Source organism: Alcaligenes endophyticus, assembly GCF_026344035.1.
Classification (GTDB): domain Bacteria; phylum Pseudomonadota; class Gammaproteobacteria; order Burkholderiales; family Burkholderiaceae_B; genus Alcaligenes; species Alcaligenes endophyticus.
Genome location: NZ_JAPKND010000002.1, coordinates 121,382 through 139,119, shown reverse-complemented (window position 1 = coordinate 139,119; position 17,738 = coordinate 121,382). Strand labels below are relative to the sequence as shown.

The window sequence follows — 17,738 nt, the reverse complement described above, 5'->3', positions numbered from 1 at the left end:
ACTATACGCAGCGATAAGCGCATAAGTAACCTTGTAAGCCTTACCGGGGGTGCATGGGTCGGAAGTCGGGCAAAGGATGCCCATTGGGTAAGGATTGCCACGCATTGTCGTTAAACCAAGAAAAGCTAGCCAACCCTACTGTTCCCCATACGCCCAGTAAAAAAGCGCCTAAGCTTACAAACACAAAAAGCATGGCGCAAAAGCTAGGGAACCACAGACGAAAACCAGACTTGATTCCTAGGTGCAAACTTTGCTGTAAGAATTGAGCCCAAAACATGGCTAAGAATGCGGACCCCAGCCCTACAGAAAATACCACTAAGGGCAAGCGCAACCAGGCAGGAGCCAAGAGAGATTCTACGACCCCGCTGGCTAAAAACAATAAGTACAGAATGGCCACGCTATTGAGCGTGGCCGTATAACGCACTGCACTCAGGTAAAAAGCGATCATGCTTTCCTAAGCCGCTGGCTTGATTAACGAGCCGGCGTTTGGTTAGGCGTAGCGCCCTCGCCGGCAATGGCTTGGGCTGCTGCCAACGCATTCGCCTCAGAGCCAACCATAAAAATCAAGCGACCTTCTGTGACAGGTTGACTATACCCAGGAGCCGCTAACATCGTGTTACCCACCACCAGGGCAAGGCGCATATTGGGCTGATCAGTGGTTAACTTCGCCAGGCGGCGTGCCGCTTCTGGGTTTAAATCTAACGCTAACAAGCCGATCTCGGGGTTTTCGCCTGTGCCAGCCTGCACACCCACTAAATCTTCATTAGTGAGTATGGCCTCTGGGTTGACATACAAAGTGCCATTAGGCTGCACTTCAACGGTTGCCCAGTCTGCATGAGGCTTGGTGTCGGCTAAAAATATACCCACAGGCGCCCCTTGTTGTTGCTCTTGGGGGGCTGAAGTGGAGGGTGTAGCAGGAACGGCTGGCGTTGTTTGGGCAGGGGTAGCCGCCGTCGTGTCGGGCGTAGCATCAGGTTTAGTTTGGGTAGTCTGGCAAGCCGCCAGCAAGACCAGGGCTAGAGGTGCCAGCGCATGAGTGAGACGTCGGGAGCTAATCATTCGTTTCCTCTGGGAAATATATAATATTAAAGCAGTGTATCAGCATGCCGATCTACGACGCTAGTGTTTGCGCACTTCTTTACGCTGCGCCCCACGAACCTCGATGGTCAAGGTATCCAATCTTTGCTGCTGGGCAGAGTAGATTTCAATAGTTTGTCTGCCAGGCTGAGGAGGCCACCACGCCTGCGCACCGCTGGCCCATAATTGCCCGTTGATGACCCAGCGCAAGCCTTGCAGTTGTTGCGGATCACCCTTGGCCTGCAACAGAAGACGTTGATTAGCCGGCGGGATATCGGGGTCTAAGGCCAAAATAGTGCCCGCCACCGGACGCGTGATAGATGGGCGTGCCCCAGCATCCGTTGCGCTATCGGGTAGCACGAACTCAGCCTGTTCCGTTCCAGTCAAAAAATACTCCGTCCTAGCAGCTTCTAAGGCAGGCTGATAATGAATATCCACACTGTGTAGCCCCTCGGGAGGAGCCGTGGCTCGACTGGGTAGTTGTGCATGTAAATAACGCATAATGTCGTGCCAAATCGGCGCTGCCCCGCTGACTCCTGACACGTCCTGCATGCTGGCGCCGGAGCTGTTACCCACCCAAACTCCTACTACGTAATGCTCTGACCAGCCTATGGCCCAGTTATCACGCATATCTTTACTAGTGCCTGTTTTCACTGCACTCCAAAAAGGAGTGCTCAACACGCTATCTAAGCCAAAGGTGTGCACTCGCGCCTGTCTATCAGACAATATATCGCCGATAAGCCACGCTGCTTGAGGACTATAAACCGAACGCGATGTAGACGGCGAGAGCGTTACCCCCCCCCTTTGCCAATGCCAGTCACTGGCTTGCCCGCCTTGAGCCAACGCGCGATAGGCATTGGTGAGACTTAACAAATCCACGTCTGCACTACCCAGCGCCAAGCTGTAACCGTAGAACTGACCACTTTGCTTTAAGGGCAGGCCCAAGGCCAGCAGGTTGTCCACCATAGACTGCGCCCCCAGCAGAGTCAGCACGCGGACCGCGGGAATGTTTAAAGATGAAGCCAAGGCGGTTCTAGCGCTCACCCAGCCCGTAAAACTTTTATCGTAGTTCTGCGGCACATATAAACCATTGCCCGTGGGTAAATTCAAAGGGGCGTCATGCAATAAGCTGGCTGCGCTGATACGCCGCTGGTCTAATGCCTGGGCGTACAAAAAAGGCTTTAGGGTAGAGCCGGCTTGGCGCAAGGCTACGGCGTGGTCCACCTGACTTGCCTGAGACAAATCACTGCTTGAGCCCACGTAAGCCAGAATTTCACCCGTTTCTACGGCCAGCACAACCGCCGCGGCATCTTGTACGTACGCTTGATTCAGGGCTAGTAGTTGCTGGCGAATGCTTTGTTTTACATGGTTTTGCAGCGCCGCATCAAGCGAGCTGACTTGCTCCGTATCTTCAGTTCTGACGCTGGCCGGTAATTGCTGTTGGACCAACCGTGCAAAGTGCGGGGCTAACTGGGCATGACCATAGGCAGGCTGAGCATGACGCGCTAGGGTAACACTTAAAAAGTCTGCTAAGCCTTGACATTGCTCACCGCGCGCTACCTCTAGTAATAAAGCACAAGTACGCCTACGCAGTACCGCCTGAGGAGCATTAGGCCCCCGTAGCAAAGCGGCGGCTAAGGCCGACTCTCGTACTGTTAACGCGACTGCCTGCTTTTGAAACAACACTCGCGAGAGCGCATCAACCCCTTGTATTTCGCCCCTAAAACTGACTAAGTTCAGATAAGCTTCTAGGATTTGCTGTTTACTCCAGCTGCCTTCTAACTGCCTAGCAGCTTGAATTTGCTGCCATTTTTGCATCACTGTGCGGCCACCTGCCGCCCGCTGCAAACCCTCTTGTAGCATGCCCGCTAACTGCATGCTGATCGTTGAGGCTCCGCGTAACTGACTTCCTACCGCACTGTCCCAGCCTGCACCCGCTAGTGCTAACCAATCTACCCCGCCGTGGTCATAATAACGCTTATCTTCCGAGGCTAAGACGGCCTGTAACAAGGCGGGCGATATCTGCTCCAGGGGAACCCAAGCCCCCGCACGACGACTAAAATCTTGCCTCAGTACCTGTAGTTGTTCACCGTGACGATCAAGCAATACCCAGTCAGAACTGCGATAGGCTTGCTTGACTTGCCCGTAATGCGGCATCGCCTGCGCAGGCCCTAGCAAACCTAGCAGCCCAAACAAGACGATGCTCCACCAGCCCTGCCGGCACCACCTACGGAGCAAGCGCTTCCCCTACTTTCCAAGGCTCAGAATTAGGCCAGACTCCAAACACGTCGGGTTCATATAGCGCTTCAATACGTGTAGGCGGCAATGCAAAAAGCCCGGCAGTATTCAAGCGCACCACATACTCCAGCTCGGTTTCCCCTTCAGGTAACACATTAAAGTAGGCGCGATACATCTCTGCTTTGCGTTCAACAAAGCTAGGCTCCACCCCTTTTCCTTCCTGCGCATCAGCCGCTGCTAGGGCTGAATCGCGCCCTAAACCGCTGCCCATGATAGTGGCGCCAGCTGGGATAGGATCGGACAGCACGGCCCAGTTCACGCGCCCCTGAGCGCGTATACGTACCTGTACTTTATACGTATCGCCTACCGACCACTGCCCGGGCTTTGCTTGCTGAGTGGCGCTAACTGTACGCTGCACCTCGATGCCCGCCATGCTCGCTTGACTGACGGGAACGGCTGCCAGCGAGCGTAACTGCGCCCAAGCCCGCCCCTGTCCTTGCAAAGACACTTGCAAGTCAGCTGCTTTAGCGGGCCAATTCAACATGAACTGTGCCTGTCTCACCCCATCTTGCTGAGCCACGGTATCCCAATCCATGGTTTCTACAGGCAACCCAGCCAAACTTATCTGACTCTGGCCACTAGGAGGGTTTTCGTGCAAAAGAGCGAATTTTTTGACCGCTAAGCTACCCAACAAGTTCTCGGTAGTCATACGCCAGGCGCCGTGACGCTGCTCGGCCAATAGCCCCTGGAACAAACGGGGCATATCCTCACTCCAACGGGGATCCTGAGCCTTAAGCAAAATAAGTTTAGCCTGATTGCTCACCCTGCTCACCATAGACCATGGGTCTTGATTCAAGGGGTTATCATCAAAATACAAACGGGTGGCACGGCTGTGCAAGCGCCCTTGCAAAATAGTAGAGGCTTGCTCGATCTGAGCATTTAAATGTTCTAAACCAGGTACCCGCTCATGAACCAATAAAAGGTCTAGCAAACTGGCTGTGGGCCACTGGGGCAAGTTCAAGGTCAAGCTATCTAACATGCTGGCCTGCGCCTGCCCATAACGCGCTAACGTGGCAATGGCAGCCAGGCGCTGTTGCTGCAATTGGGCTGGAGTTAGCCAAGGCGAGTGGGTGCCCCGCCCTAAGGCATAGGCCTGCAAGCCTGATAGCATCTGACGCTGATAAGCCTCGGGGATCGTAAACCGTTCTCCCAGCCGCTGCGCCTCATCGCTCATATCCAGTACATAAGCCGTTAACGGGACGCTACCCTCCAACCTGGGGCTGGGGAAATAACGCAATAAGCCGGCTTGGTCCATGTAAGCGGGCAAACGTAACATCAGGCTTGCCCATTGTTCCGCATCACCCAAGCCCATAAAACGCGAGGCCTGTTGCTCAAAGCAGGTATAGGGATACTGCTCGAACCACTGCTGCACACCGGGCTGAGGCCCCGCCAAACTGGATAATAAGTTGACCTGTATACCGCCGCGCAAACCACCTTGCGCAGTGAGCAAGGCTTTATTAGGAGCCTGTACCATTTCGGATAAAGGCTTGTCGGCACTGATGGGCAACAATGCAGCCTGTTGCACGGTAATAGGCGTGGTGGGGTATAAGCGCTGCGTTTGCAACAAACTATCTTGTGCAGGCTGCGCTACGTCAAGCTCTTTGGCATCCCAGCGCCACTCCATCGTCACACTTTCTTGGGTGCCCTCTATAGTAGGCGCCTGCACAGGCCACATCACCGTGGCCGCCTTGCCCGGCGCTAGCTGCACTTGCTTAGGCGGCAAACTGCCTGCTTGTATACCGTTACCTTGGTAGGTAGCACTTAAGGCGATATGCATGCTGCGTTCACTGCTATTGCGTACGGTAACTTGCGCTTGGTAGTGATCCTGATCGCGCACTACGACGGGCAAGCCAGAAATCAACTGTACCTCTTGGGTAGTAACGATCTCGGCCTGACCGGTACCGAAGCGCTGCCCCTGCTGCTCAGCGACGGCGACTAACACAAAACGGCTTAAAACGTCGTTTAACGGTACGCTTAGCGTAGCAACACCTTGTGCATCTGTTTGTATATTGCCTTCCCATAACAACAAGGTATCGAGCAGCTCGCGTGTTGGGCTTTTACCCCCTCCGCCCCCAGCTGGCAGCGCCTTACGCCCATAGTGGCGTCGACCCACAATTTCAGACTGTGCCGTCGCCGTTTGCACACCATAAGGGCGTATGGTTCGCATGGCCTGTAGCAAGTCCCAAGAAAAGTTGGGGCTAAGCTCTAACAATGCCGCATCGACGGCCGCAAAAGCAATGTTAGTACGCGCTGCTGGTTTGCCCTGTGCGTCGTTAACTTGTATACGCACTTGTGCTTTCTCGCGCACGCCATATTGCGTGCGATCCGTGCTCAGTTTTACTTGTAGAGCATCTTGTTGCGCGCTGACTTGAATCGCTCCTAAACCAAAACGATAGGCGGGCTTGGACAAGTCAATCAATTGAGTGGGCGGTATATATTCGCTGCCGGACTGATACACCTGATACCAAGTACTAGGACGCTTCCAGCCCCAGCTAAAGAACGAATACCACGGCACTTCGCGTAAGCGTCCGCGCAGCACTAAGGCCGACACATAGACATTCGGCCCCCAGCTCTCTTGGATGGGCAGTTCAATAACAGGATTATCCCCCTTGATGGTCATGACCTGCGTATGCAACACCCCTTCACGCTCTACGCTGACCAAGGCGGTCGCCTCACGAAACGGCATGCGTACCTGAAAGCGAGCCACATCACCAGGCGCATAGATTTTTCTTTCGGGAATCAGATCGATACGATCGTCATCCTCGCCGCCGAACCAGCTTTGTTCGGATTGGCTCACCCATACCGAGCTAACCGCCACCGACTCCTTGCCTTGCGCGTCACGCGCCACGGCTTTAATTTCAATATCGCCGCCTTGCTCAAAGCTATAGCTACACTGGAACAAGCCCAACTTATCGCTACGACCTTCACACAACACACCTAAAGGTTCGACTGTCTCTACGCTGTCATAGCCATAAAAGCCGCCCACCAAGCGCTTACGCGTGGTGTTCAATACACGTCGATAGGCTTCCATACGCACGGGAACGTCGGCGCTTACTTGCCCATCTGCCCCTAGGGTAATCGCGGTAAACGTGGCAGCTTTGCCACTAGGCAACCAATTGCCGGTGCGCAAACCTACCTGAACCAGTGCCGGCCATACGGGGACGGTTTGGCTAATTGTTTGAATTTGCCCGTTGGGGTCTGCAAAACTGAGTTCAAAAAGGTACTGTGCAGCGCCTTTAGTAGGCGGCAAAGTATCTAGCTCTACCCGAACGCCGCCGTTTTCATCTAGCTGTACAGGCTTTTTGTTCAAAAACACATGGGGCGCGGCAGACTGCTCTTGGCCCGCAACCGTCGGGGCGTCAAAGCTATATTCAGAGTAGGCCTTGAAGCTTGGGGTATAAGGCTGCACCACTGCAGAAAGGGTGGCGGGCAAATAGCTGGCCGCACCACCCGCGACATACTCTAGCTGGAGATCTGCATTTAACACGCTAGGCGCCACTAATACAGCTTGTTGCTGTGCATCGGACACCTTAATACTGCCCTTTAACCAAGGCAGCTTGAACTCTTCTACGCGAAATTGTCCTAACGGCAGATACAGGTCATTGCCCTGCCCCGTCAGCTCGTACACCCCTAAAGGAGCTTCAGCTGGCAGCTTGAACTCGCTTAAGGCAAACACGCTACCGGTGGTTTGATGTAGCCACTTCAAGGGCAAGGTATAGGTTTTATCCGAGCCTTGATGGCGTATCTCTAAGCTAGTTGGCCATTTTTTAGGTTGGCTGAAGCCTTCTCTGTTTTGCAGCTGGTAATAGTGCTTCATGTGCACCGTTTCGCCGGCTAAAAAAAGGCTGCGATCAAAAATAGTATGCGCCTGCTCAACCGCCCTACTACCCCAGCGGTAGGGCACCTGAAAGCGCCATGGCTCTATACCCCGATCCCACGTACTGAGTGCAAAACTAAAATCTTTTTTTCCTCTGGCCTGAGGATGCTCGGCACCGATGCGCGCGGTCACGTATAAACCAGATAAACCCGTATCCGAGCAATAAGAATCAGGCGCCTGACTCAACATAAGATGTAGCACGCCTTGCGCATCGGTGTTGCCCTGTGCCAATTCGCTACCATTGCAAGTCATCACCCTTACCTGTGCGTCAGCAATAGGTTGAGCGTCATCTAAGCTGGTTACCCATACCAAGACGTCGTCCAGACCTTGCTTAATATGTACACCAAGATTTGTCACCAAAGCCGAGCTGCGCACGTACATTGGCGCGGGCTCCTCAAGTAAGGCACTACCCAAACGCTCGGAGGCGATTTCTAACACATGAAAGCCAGGCTCCTTTAACGGCACCCCAATAACTTCAAACTCTTGGGCCGTGGTGGTATCCAAACCAGGCAACAATAATTGTTTAGTGGGCTGGCCGTAAGCGTCTAATAAGGACACACTACGCAAGTCAATATAAGGACTTTCGCTGTCGTAGTCATATTCTCGTACCGCCATCAAGTCCTTAAGCTGCGATTGCTGAATGGTGTCAGTGTCTGCACGCTGTAATCGCGAGTACCACTGTAGAACTTGCAAATCGTCTTGACTGACTAAGTTTTGTATCTGCCCTGCCGACACCAGTAGCTCACGACTGACCAAATTGGGCTCTACTCGGCGTACGTTCAGCGCCAAGGCGGGTGGCGCACTCTCTTCGGAGCCGTATTGTTCGGCATGAGCAAAGCGTTCCACAATGGCAAACGGAGCGGCGGCAAACTTCAATAAAGGAGGGAAAGCGGCGGTTTGCACGCCTTTGTCTTGCAAAGCGCCTAAATTACTCAGCGGACGGCCCATGTCATCGCTAAAATCAGCCGGAATTTTCCAGCGCAATTGACTGTTTTCCGCAAAAGGGCCCGAAAACACTAGCGCATTGTCCTGCCCCTGCTCGTGAGGATCCAAGGGCGACCACTCGGTGCCATCTTGTACCAAACGTACTTGTTGCAGCAAAGCTAAAGGCACGGGGGCAGAGAACTGTAAGCTGACATCCGCGACGGGGGTACACGGGGCATCCTGGCGCTCGCGCGTGCAGGAAACATAGGCCGAGAAAGGTTGCCGTACGGTGAAATCCAAACGCTCACGCTCTGAACTAGCTACCGGCTTTCGGTGTGCATGTTCAGTTTCTACGCCAGGCTCTATCAGCAACGACACCTTGGCGCCGGGCGGCAAGCTGCGCTGACATTGCAAGCCTTGCAACTGGTTAAGGTCGTCCTCGCCCAGATAGGTTTGCTGCGCCAACACGTTGAGCTGCTCACGGTCGACCAGGCGAGTGGGCACTTTCTCGCCCAAGCCTTCAATCAAGCAATAGCTATTGGCTTTTAACGACTCGCCTGCTACGGCCGTATTAAACTGCAGCAAGAAAATTTGATCTTCGCTGACATCACTGTAGGATGGTAAATAATTAGCTAGAGCTGGGCCGCCAGAAGTAAACGAGAACTCTTGTTGCCCCGTTAAGGGTTTATTTTGCAGATCGCGAAAATCGGGCGCTACACGGGCAATGCAATGTAAACCTGGCCCCGGAGCTTGCGTAAACTCGTAAATCCAACGCCGGCTATCTAACCAACGCCCCTGACCTTGTATGTCGGGATCGTCGCACTGCAAGAGCACGGGAGCAGGTAAAAAAGCATCTCCCCACTGCACTACCGGTTGCGCAAAAGTGACTCGAACCTCTTTCAGGTCAGTCGCATTGCCTTGTGGCAAGAACTGCCCGATAGAACTGGCCTGGGCCACCGACCCGCACGCTATACTTAGTACTGCACTCAATAAGCGAGACTTCATTTTTCTGTGCACTCCCGTAGCGAAGCGAATCCCCGTAAGCTCAGCATAGTATTAAAACTATGCGAGTGGTTGATGCCGCCCAACTCTTCACTTAATTTAATGATTAGATAGCCATATCGCCAACGCCTTATGGTGGCACGACGGCATGACAAACAGACTGCGCAAGCAGTATAAAACAACTATTACTGCACTAACATTGACTGAGCACCCTATATTTTGGAGCAGCACGCATGCAAGCTACCTCTATCAAGCGCCTAGATGAGATTCGTAACGAGTGCCGCAAGATGGTAAACCAACGTGCTTTACTTTCTGCGGCTGCGGCCGTAGTCCCCATACCTGGAGTCGATTTTGGCACAGATGTTGCTATTTTGATGAAAATTATCCCGCAAATAAATGCGCGTTTTGGTTTAGGCCCCACAGAAGTCGACAGCATGAGCCCAGAATTACAAAAGCTGGTCATTGTGGGCGGCGCCACCATGGGATTAGGCTTAGTGGGACGAGTCTTGACGACCGATAGAGTGGTGAACGTGTTGTTAAAATTAGGGGCCAAAAAATTGGCGGGTAAGTACGGTGCCAAATACATACCCGTTATAGGTAGCGCAATTTCTTCCACCATTAGTTATGTGGTGTTGCGCAAGGTGGGGCACGCTCATATTGAAGAATGCTATGAGCTGGCACGCCGTTTAAGCATGGCTTTACGTAAGCCTGATGCCAGCCACCATGTCTCCACTAACGAGGTGGAAGATATCGAATTGATTTCGCCATCAAAAAAATAGCTGGATAAACTTAAGCAATGGGCCGTACCGCCGGTGCATTGCTTAACATGTATTCCATCAGTTCCCGTACGCTACGCATGGCTTTGCCCAAGGGTAAGGACTCAGCACTACGGAAAAACAAGCCACGTTCGACATCGCCTTCCAGCGCATAGGCCAAGCGTTGGTCGATACAAAACTGCCCGTGTCTGGCCACACCATCGCGCAAGCCACAATGCGCCAAACAATCAAAGCCTTCACGGCACGCGCGTTCCGTGGCGACCGATTGCAGTTTTTCCTCTTTGTGTAAGTAGGCATCTAGCCAAGGCGTGCGTACGGCCCGGGCAGGTAAACCCGCTACACTCATAAAGGTAACGATATCTTGGGGCTCGGCATTCAGCAGTACATGTTTGAAATTGTCGTGAGCGTCGCCTTCGTGAGTGACTGCAAAAGCCGTGCCTAGCTGCACGGCGTCAGCCCCGCTAGCCAATAAGCTGCGCAATTGACGTGGGCTATTCACCCCACCAGCCGCGATTAATGGAATACGCATAGACTCTAGGCCGAGGTCTTTAAAAAGCTGCCTGCACCCTTCTAGGACACGATTAAACACATACTCGGGTTTACTCAAGCTTGCTTGATCAGGGGCGCCCAAGTGGCCTGCTGCATAACGCGGATTTTCTATCACGATGGCATCAGGCACGCGTTGCTTGCGCAACCATTTGCGCAATACTAAAGACACGCCCCTCACGTCGGACAAAATAGGGATAAGGGCAACATTGGGATGATCCCGAGTTATTTCGGGTAAGTCCATGGGCAAACCAGCCCCCACCACCACCGCGTCCGCACCACTTTCACACGCTTGCCTTACGTACGAGCCGTACTGTGAGACTGCCTTCATGATATTGACCGCAACCGCCCCCTGCCCGCCTGCTTTTTGCTTGGCTTCGCTGACTTCGCGATGTAAGGCCTCAAGGTTAGCCACATCAATAGCGTCTTTGGAGACTTTGCCACGGGTGTTGTCCATGAGGTCGGGGTGGTGACGTCGTAAATCCACACTAGAAATAGTACCCATGCCACCTAAGCTGGCTACAGTGCCTGCTAAGCGTGAAGCAGAGATTCCCACCCCCATACCCCCTTGCACCAATGGCAATAGTTTTTTGCCCATTAGTTGCAATAGCGGTAAATCTGTTTTTATTTGCATGAAAAACCTTTTATAAAAAGCCAGGCGCTAGGCCTAGCCACAGCCGGCGTAGTCAGCGACCGGCAACATTAGATAAGACGCGAGTACTGTGCTGCGGTGGCTTTGGCTAAGTAAGCATCAAAAACCATACTAATGGCACGCACAAATAGGCGCCCTTTAGGCGTCACTTGCAGGCAGCGCTGCTGTACGGTGACGAGTCCCTCGTCCACGTAGCTAGCGAGTTCTTGCAGTTCGCGCTCGAAGTAGGCCTCGAAACGAATGGCATACTTTTGCTCGAAGGTATTGAAGTCGACGGGCATGCTGCACATCAAGCGCATAATCAGATCAGCACGCAAAACATCATCGCTTTGCATCACAATGCCTCGGTCTATAGGTAGCCGGCCACGATCTAGGTCTGCATAGTAATCCCGCAGACTGCGCAGATTTTGCACATGCATGGCCCCGACCTTGCCTATGGCAGAGACCCCAAATGCCAATAAATCGCACTCGGCACGAGTGGTATAGCCTTGAAAATTACGGTGCAAGCTTTTATCCAGACGAGCCAAATTTAATTCGTCTTCGGGCAAAGCGAAGTGATCTAGACCAATATAAACGTACCCTGCATCAAGTAAACGCTGCGTTGATTGGGTAAACAGTGCCAAACGTTGTTCCGCATCAGGAAGATGCTCGGCATTGATGAGCCGCTGCGCTTTGAAACGATGCGGTAAATGCGCATAGTTGTACAGTGCAATACGATCGGGGCGTAACTGGATTAGAGCTTCCACGGTGGCGGCAAAAGATTCGCTACTTTGTTTGGGCAAGCCATAAATTAAATCCGTATTAATAGAGCTAAAGCCGGCAGCGCGCGCCTGGCTCATGGCCGCTTGCACTAAAGACAAAGGCTGCATCCGATTCACTGCCTGCTGCACATCAGGGTTGAAATCCTGCACACCAAAGCTTGTGCGGTTAAAACCCAAGCTAGCGAGATCGCTAAAAGTATGGTCTGACAAGGTGCGCGGATCTATTTCTATGCCTAGCTCGGCCCCCGGCGTAAAGTGAAAATGTTGCCGCAGGAACGCCATGAGCTCGGCCAGCTCGGTGTGGTTTAAGAAGGTGGGCGAGCCACCACCCAAATGCAATTGCTCGGTTAGTCTGTCGCTGCCCAAGTACTGGCTTGCCATTTCTATTTCGCGCTTTAAATAGCGTAAATACTGGGTGCTTTTACTGCGGTCTTGGGTGATCACTTTGTTGCAAGCGCAAAAATAACACAGCGATTGGCAAAAAGGGATATGTAAATATACTGATAATGGAGGATTATTATTACTACTGGCGCGATGCGATAACTGATGCACATAAGGTTGTGCGGGAAAGTCTTGGAAAAAGCGATCGGCGGTGGGGTACGAGGTGTAACGCGGACCAGAGCGATCAAAACGACGTATGAGCTCTTCTGAAATAACCAGATCGGTATTTAGCGGCTCGGGGGCCTGATAAGCTTCCAAGGTGGTATGCATGTAAGTCTCGAGTAGCCGAGCGTGTCACGACTACTGTAATAATGATCAAGCATACATTTTCAAACAAACTGGGAAATAGCGACTTGACTTGCATCAAGCACAATGCAAGTAAATTTTGTCATTATTTAGCTGACAATATGCTGAAATACACGACTTTTATCGTATTATATTAGGTTAAACACACTCGCTTTTTATTGGAGCCTGATGTACCTGCTCGTGATTTTGGCCCTGCCTTTTGTCAGTAGCCTCATAGCTTCCTTACTTCCTGCGCGCGCGCGCAAGCTCCAAGCCACTCTGGCCGGTACGGTTGCCACTATCTGCGCAGTCATGGTGGCTTGGGTTTACCCAGAAATTTCCGCCGGTCATATTATCCAATCTTCTACTCCTTGGGTACCTGCTCACGGTCTAAGTTTTACCTTGCGCATGGACGGCTTAGCTTGGCTGTTTAGCTTTATCATCACTAGCATGGGCGCCTTAATTGCTTTATACGCCCATTATTATTTATCTGCCCAAGACCCTGTACGCCGCTTTTTTTCATTCCTGCAAGCCTTTATGGGCTCTATGCTGGGCGTAGTACTATCAGGCAACCTTATTCAAATGGTCGTGTTCTGGGAACTGACCAGCCTATCGTCCTTCATGCTTATCGCCTACTGGTATCACCGCCGTGATGCTCGACGTGGGGCACGCATGTCCTTAATCATTACCGGCACTGGGGGAATATTCCTCTTAGCGGGCATGCTCATGCTCGGTCAAATGGCGGGCTCCTACGACCTAGGCACGGTATTGAAATCGGGTGACCAAATACGTGCGCATGCGTGGTATCCCCTCATGCTGCTTCTCATATCCATTGGCGCACTTAGCAAAAGTGCTCAATTCCCTTTTCACATTTGGTTGCCGCAAGCCATGGCTGCGCCTACACCTGTATCGGCGTATCTGCACTCGGCCACCATGGTTAAAGCCGGGGTGTTTTTACTGGCACGCCTGTGGCCAGTGCTGGCGGGCACCACTGAATGGGCCATTATTATTGGCGGTGCGGGCTTAATATCCTTAACCATGGGGGCTTACACTGCCATGTTCCAGCGCGACATGAAAGGTGTGCTGGCTTATTCCACCATCAGTCACTTAGGGCTTATTACCCTGTTGTTAGGCTTGAATAGTTCCCTAGCATTGGTGGCGGCGCTGTTTCATATTATGAATCATGCGACCTTTAAAGCCTCCCTATTTATGGCCGCAGGTATCGTTGACCACGAAACAGGTACTCGCAATCTGAACCGTTTATCGGGTCTGCGACATGCCATGCCCATCACCGCCACACTGGCCACCGTCGCGGCAGCCGCAATGGCTGGCGTGCCTTTGCTCAATGGGTTTATCTCCAAAGAGATGTTTTTTTCTGAGGCCATCACAGCGGGCAATGACAACACCCTAGACTACCTATTGCCCCTAATAGCGGTGATTGCAGGCTCATTTAGTGTGGCTTACTCGTTACGCTTTATACGCGAAGTATTCTTTGGCCCTGTAGCTACCGACTTGCCACGACCGCCCCACGAGCCACCCCTACGCATGCTGATACCCAGCGGCATTTTAGTACTGACCTGTCTCTTAGTAGGGATTGCCCCTGCCTTAACTTTTGGCCCCTTCTTGGCGAGTGCAGCACGCTCGATTATGGGTGCAGATATGCCAACGTACAATTTGCATATTTGGCATGGGTTTAATTTACCGCTGCTAATGAGCCTAATCGCTACCGTTGCAGGGATTATTATTGTTTGGTTTCTAGCCCATTACTATCCCAACCGTCAAGGTCGTACGCCCTTTTTGTATCGTTTTGATGGGCGCCATTTATTTGAAGTGTTTATGGAGTGGATTGAGGTCAAAGCCAATGCCCTCTTAGATCGCCTGTATTCACCGCGCTTACAACGACAAATCCTACTCATCTTCTTTGTCACCATGTTGGTCACAGTCTTACCTCTCACACGAGGTACTTGGCTGCGTGGTCCTATTTTCACCCCCATCGACCCGTACTTCTTATTGATTTGGATCATCGGCGGGGCCTGCGCCATTGGTGCCGCCTACCAAGCCAAGTTCCACCGCCCAGCCTCATTATTGCTGTCGGGCGGCGCTGGCTTAGTAACCTGCCTTACTTTTGCATGGCTTTCCGCACCTGACTTAGCGCTGACCCAACTGACTGTCGAAGTAGTCACCTTAGTTCTTATATTGCTGGGGCTGCGTTGGTTGCCTCCGCGTGTCAGTAGCATTCGTCACCCTGAAGACGACAGTAATCGCGCTGCCTTGCGCCGCAGCCGCGACTTCCTCATCGCTATTACGGCTGGCTTAGGGGTAGCGTTACTGGCCTACAGCATCATGACGCGCCCCCCCAGCAGCAATGTGGCCTCGTTCTTTGTCGAACAGTCCTTACCCTTAGGGGGTGGAGCGAACGTGGTTAACGTCATTTTGGTTGATTTCCGCGGCTTTGACACCTTTGGTGAAATCACTGTTTTAGGCATAGTGGCGTTAACGGTATTTGCGCTATTGCGCCGCTTCCGCCCGCCCGTGGAAGCCATTGCTTTACCGCTGGCACGACGTCAAAACATCCGCGACAGCCGCGAAGCAGTATTCGTAGAGCCAGACCCTGATGCCTTGCTGCCTGATGGCATTATGCGTATTCCGGCTGTATTAGTACGCCTGCTATTACCCATTGCCACGCTAATTTCATTGTATTTCTTGCTACGTGGTCACAACCTGCCGGGTGGCGGCTTCGTGGGCGGTCTTATCATGGCCACAGCTATTATTTTGCAGTATATCGTTGGCGGTGTCGTGTGGATGGAGTCTCGCCCCTTAATTCAGCCACAAACTTGGATTGCGACGGGCATGCTCACTGCCGGCGCTGCCGCCATGATGGTTTGGTGGTTTGATAAACCCTTCTTAGCCGCCCAAAGCTGGGATCTAACCTTACCCGTTATTGGTACCATACACACTTCTAGTGCCCTATTTTTTGATATTGGCGTCTATCTACTGGTCATTGGCTCTACGGTTCTCATGCTGATTGCTCTTGCGCACCAATCGCTACGTTTTTACCGCAAACTGCCGGCCGCACATGCTGCCCTTACCGCCAAACAGGAGCAACTGTAATGGAACTGATCTTGGCATTGGCCATTGGCACTTTAGCCGGCTCAGGAGTCTGGCTTTTACTGCGCCCACGTACCTTTCAAGTCATCATGGGGCTGTCATTACTGTCCTATGCCGTCAATCTATTTATTTTCAGCATGGGGCGTATTAAGCTTGGCGCTGCCCCCGTCATTACCTCTGAACTGGGTGACATAGCGGCAAACTATGCCGACCCTTTACCTCAGGCATTGGTTTTAACGGCGATTGTGATTGGTTTCGCCACAACCGCTCTATTTTTAGTTGTCTTGCTCGCTAATCGCGGTTTATCAGGCACAGACCACGTTGACGGCCGTGAAGAAGGCGAGGAAGACGAGCTGTGAGCCCCATGCTTCAACATTTACCCATCTTTCCTGTTGCCATACCACTGATGGCTGCAGGCCTGATGCTGATGCTACGTGAGCACCGTCGCCGCTACAAGCTCATTATTAGCGTTATTTCTCTGGTTTTACAGTTTGCCAGCGCGTTAACTTTATTAATGATTGCCGATGGCACATTAAGTAATACGCCAGCCGGAGGCGTCAGCGTTTATCTTTTAGGTGATTGGCCGGCGCCATTTGGCATCGTACTGGCTATCGATCGCCTTTCAGCCTTAATGCTGTTGCTCACCAATATCCTCGCTTGGGCTTGCTGGGTCTATGCAACCGCCCGCTGGGACAAGGTTGGAGTGCACTTTCATTCGCTGTTCCAACTGCTGCTGATGGGGTTAAACGGCGCTTTCATGACAGGCGATTTGTTCAACCTTTTTGTGTTTTTTGAGGTGTTATTAGCGGCCTCATACGGCTTAATGCTACATGGTTCCGGACAGGCTCGTGTGCGGGCAGGCTTGCATTACATTGCTGTTAATCTAGTCGCCTCGTTTTTACTTCTTATCGCCATCGCCTTAATTTACGGTACCACTGGCACTCTAAACATGGCTGACTTAGCGGTACGGGCAGGCGACTTAGCCAATTCAGACAGGCTTATTTTTGAAGCGGCTATCGCCGTGCTAGGCATTGCCTTTTTAATTAAAGCAGCCGCTTGGCCACTTAACTACTGGCTGCCATCTGCCTACGGTACCGCCTGCGCGCCGGTGGCCGCTATGTTTGCCATCATGACCAAAGTAGGAATTTATTCACTCCTACGCATTGGCTCTTTACTACTTCCTACCGGCGCACCCGCCGCCTTTGGTGGCGCGTGGATGTTTCCCGCAGGTATTGCTACCCTAGCTTTTGGTGCTGTTGGTATGCTGGCGGCGCAGCAGCCCGAACGCTTGGCGGGCTACAGCATTATCGTCTCGTCAGGCACGCTGCTAGCCGCGCTAGGCATGCCGGGCGTCATTTTAACTGGCCCTGCTTTGTATTACATGATTAGCAGTGTGCTAGCATTAGCGGCGTTCTTTCTTGTGCTTGAGCTCATCAGCCGTGCCAAACCCTTTGGCGCTGACCTGTTAGCGGTCAGTCAAGAAATATTTGACCTAGATGACCCTCACTCTGACGACGATAGTGATGACGTAGTGGGGATAGCGATTCCTGGCGTCATGGTATTTTTAGGCATGTCGTTCATTGCTTGTGCCTTGCTCATAATTGGTTTGCCGCCTCTTTCAGGTTTCGTCGCTAAGCTTTCCTTACTCACCGCGGCACTCAAAGCCTCGGGTAACACGCCGGAACCTCTGAATGCCTGGATACTCACGGCAGCCGTGCTACTTGCTGGTATCGCAGGCCTTATTGCCATGGTGCGTACCGGTATACGCTTATTCTGGGCAGTAACCGACATCACCATTCCCCGCTTGAAATTGATTGAAGCCATCCCTATTGGCAGCATTATTTTGTTGTGTGCACTCATGAGCTGGTACGCAGGGCCAATTAGCACTTATTTGGAAGAAACCGCTGACCAGCTTGACGAGCCGAACACTTACATCAACGCCGTCCTGCAACGCCACTCTCTACGTGATGTCTCCGGAGGCTCACAATGAA

General features: G+C 52.4%; 10 protein-coding genes. 4 read left to right on the top strand and 6 right to left on the bottom strand.

The features are described from left to right. Positions 1-40 precede the first annotated feature (40 nt). From OSH01_RS05030 to OSH01_RS05015, 4 genes are read right to left on the bottom strand one after another with little or no spacing between them, the layout of a single operon-like run. Positions 41-448: a hypothetical protein gene (locus OSH01_RS05030; RefSeq protein WP_266122984.1), complete on the bottom strand. Its 408-nt coding sequence runs from the start codon at positions 446-448 to the stop codon at positions 41-43. A gap of 23 nt (positions 449-471) precedes the next feature. Next, on the bottom strand, positions 472-1,059 hold the full coding sequence (locus OSH01_RS05025; RefSeq protein WP_266122983.1) for a SecDF P1 head subdomain-containing protein: 588 nt from the start codon (positions 1,057-1,059) through the stop codon (positions 472-474). A gap of 60 nt (positions 1,060-1,119) precedes the next feature. After that, positions 1,120-3,273 carry a penicillin-binding protein 1C gene (gene pbpC, locus OSH01_RS05020; protein ID WP_266122982.1) on the bottom strand — a complete coding sequence of 718 codons (2,154 nt, stop codon included), beginning with the start codon at positions 3,271-3,273 and terminating at the stop codon, positions 1,120-1,122. Positions 3,274-3,304: 31 nt separating this feature from the next. Then, complete coding sequence (locus OSH01_RS05015) at positions 3,305-9,181, bottom strand: alpha-2-macroglobulin family protein (RefSeq protein WP_266122981.1); 5,877 nt, start codon at positions 9,179-9,181, stop codon at positions 3,305-3,307. Positions 9,182-9,411: 230 nt separating this feature from the next. Here OSH01_RS05015 and OSH01_RS05010 point away from each other — a divergent pair, with 230 nt between their 5' ends. Next, on the top strand, positions 9,412-9,957 hold the full coding sequence (locus OSH01_RS05010; protein WP_266122980.1) for a hypothetical protein: 546 nt from the start codon (positions 9,412-9,414) through the stop codon (positions 9,955-9,957). 10 nt (positions 9,958-9,967) lie between these two features. Here OSH01_RS05010 and OSH01_RS05005 read toward each other — a convergent pair whose 3' ends face one another. Continuing rightward, a complete protein-coding gene (locus tag OSH01_RS05005; protein ID WP_266122979.1) occupies positions 9,968-11,134 on the bottom strand; it encodes an NAD(P)H-dependent flavin oxidoreductase in 1,167 nt (388 codons plus the stop codon). A gap of 68 nt (positions 11,135-11,202) precedes the next feature. Continuing rightward, a complete protein-coding gene (gene hemN, locus OSH01_RS05000; protein WP_266122978.1) occupies positions 11,203-12,624 on the bottom strand; it encodes an oxygen-independent coproporphyrinogen III oxidase in 1,422 nt (473 codons plus the stop codon). 204 nt (positions 12,625-12,828) lie between these two features. On the opposite strand from hemN, the gene OSH01_RS04995 reads away from it, so the two are divergent. The 3 genes from OSH01_RS04995 to OSH01_RS04985 are packed head-to-tail and all read left to right on the top strand — an operon-like array spanning position 12,829 to position 17,737. Further along, complete coding sequence (locus OSH01_RS04995) at positions 12,829-15,750, top strand: monovalent cation/H+ antiporter subunit A (RefSeq protein ID WP_266122977.1); 2,922 nt, start codon at positions 12,829-12,831, stop codon at positions 15,748-15,750. Continuing rightward, entirely contained in the window at positions 15,750-16,106 is a 357-nt protein-coding gene (locus OSH01_RS04990; RefSeq protein ID WP_266122976.1) for a Na+/H+ antiporter subunit C, read from the top strand. Before OSH01_RS04995 ends, OSH01_RS04990 begins: the two co-directional genes overlap by 1 nt. A gap of 5 nt (positions 16,107-16,111) precedes the next feature. Then, a complete protein-coding gene (locus OSH01_RS04985) occupies positions 16,112-17,737 on the top strand; it encodes a monovalent cation/H+ antiporter subunit D (protein WP_376918122.1) in 1,626 nt (541 codons plus the stop codon). Position 17,738 lies beyond the last annotated feature (1 nt).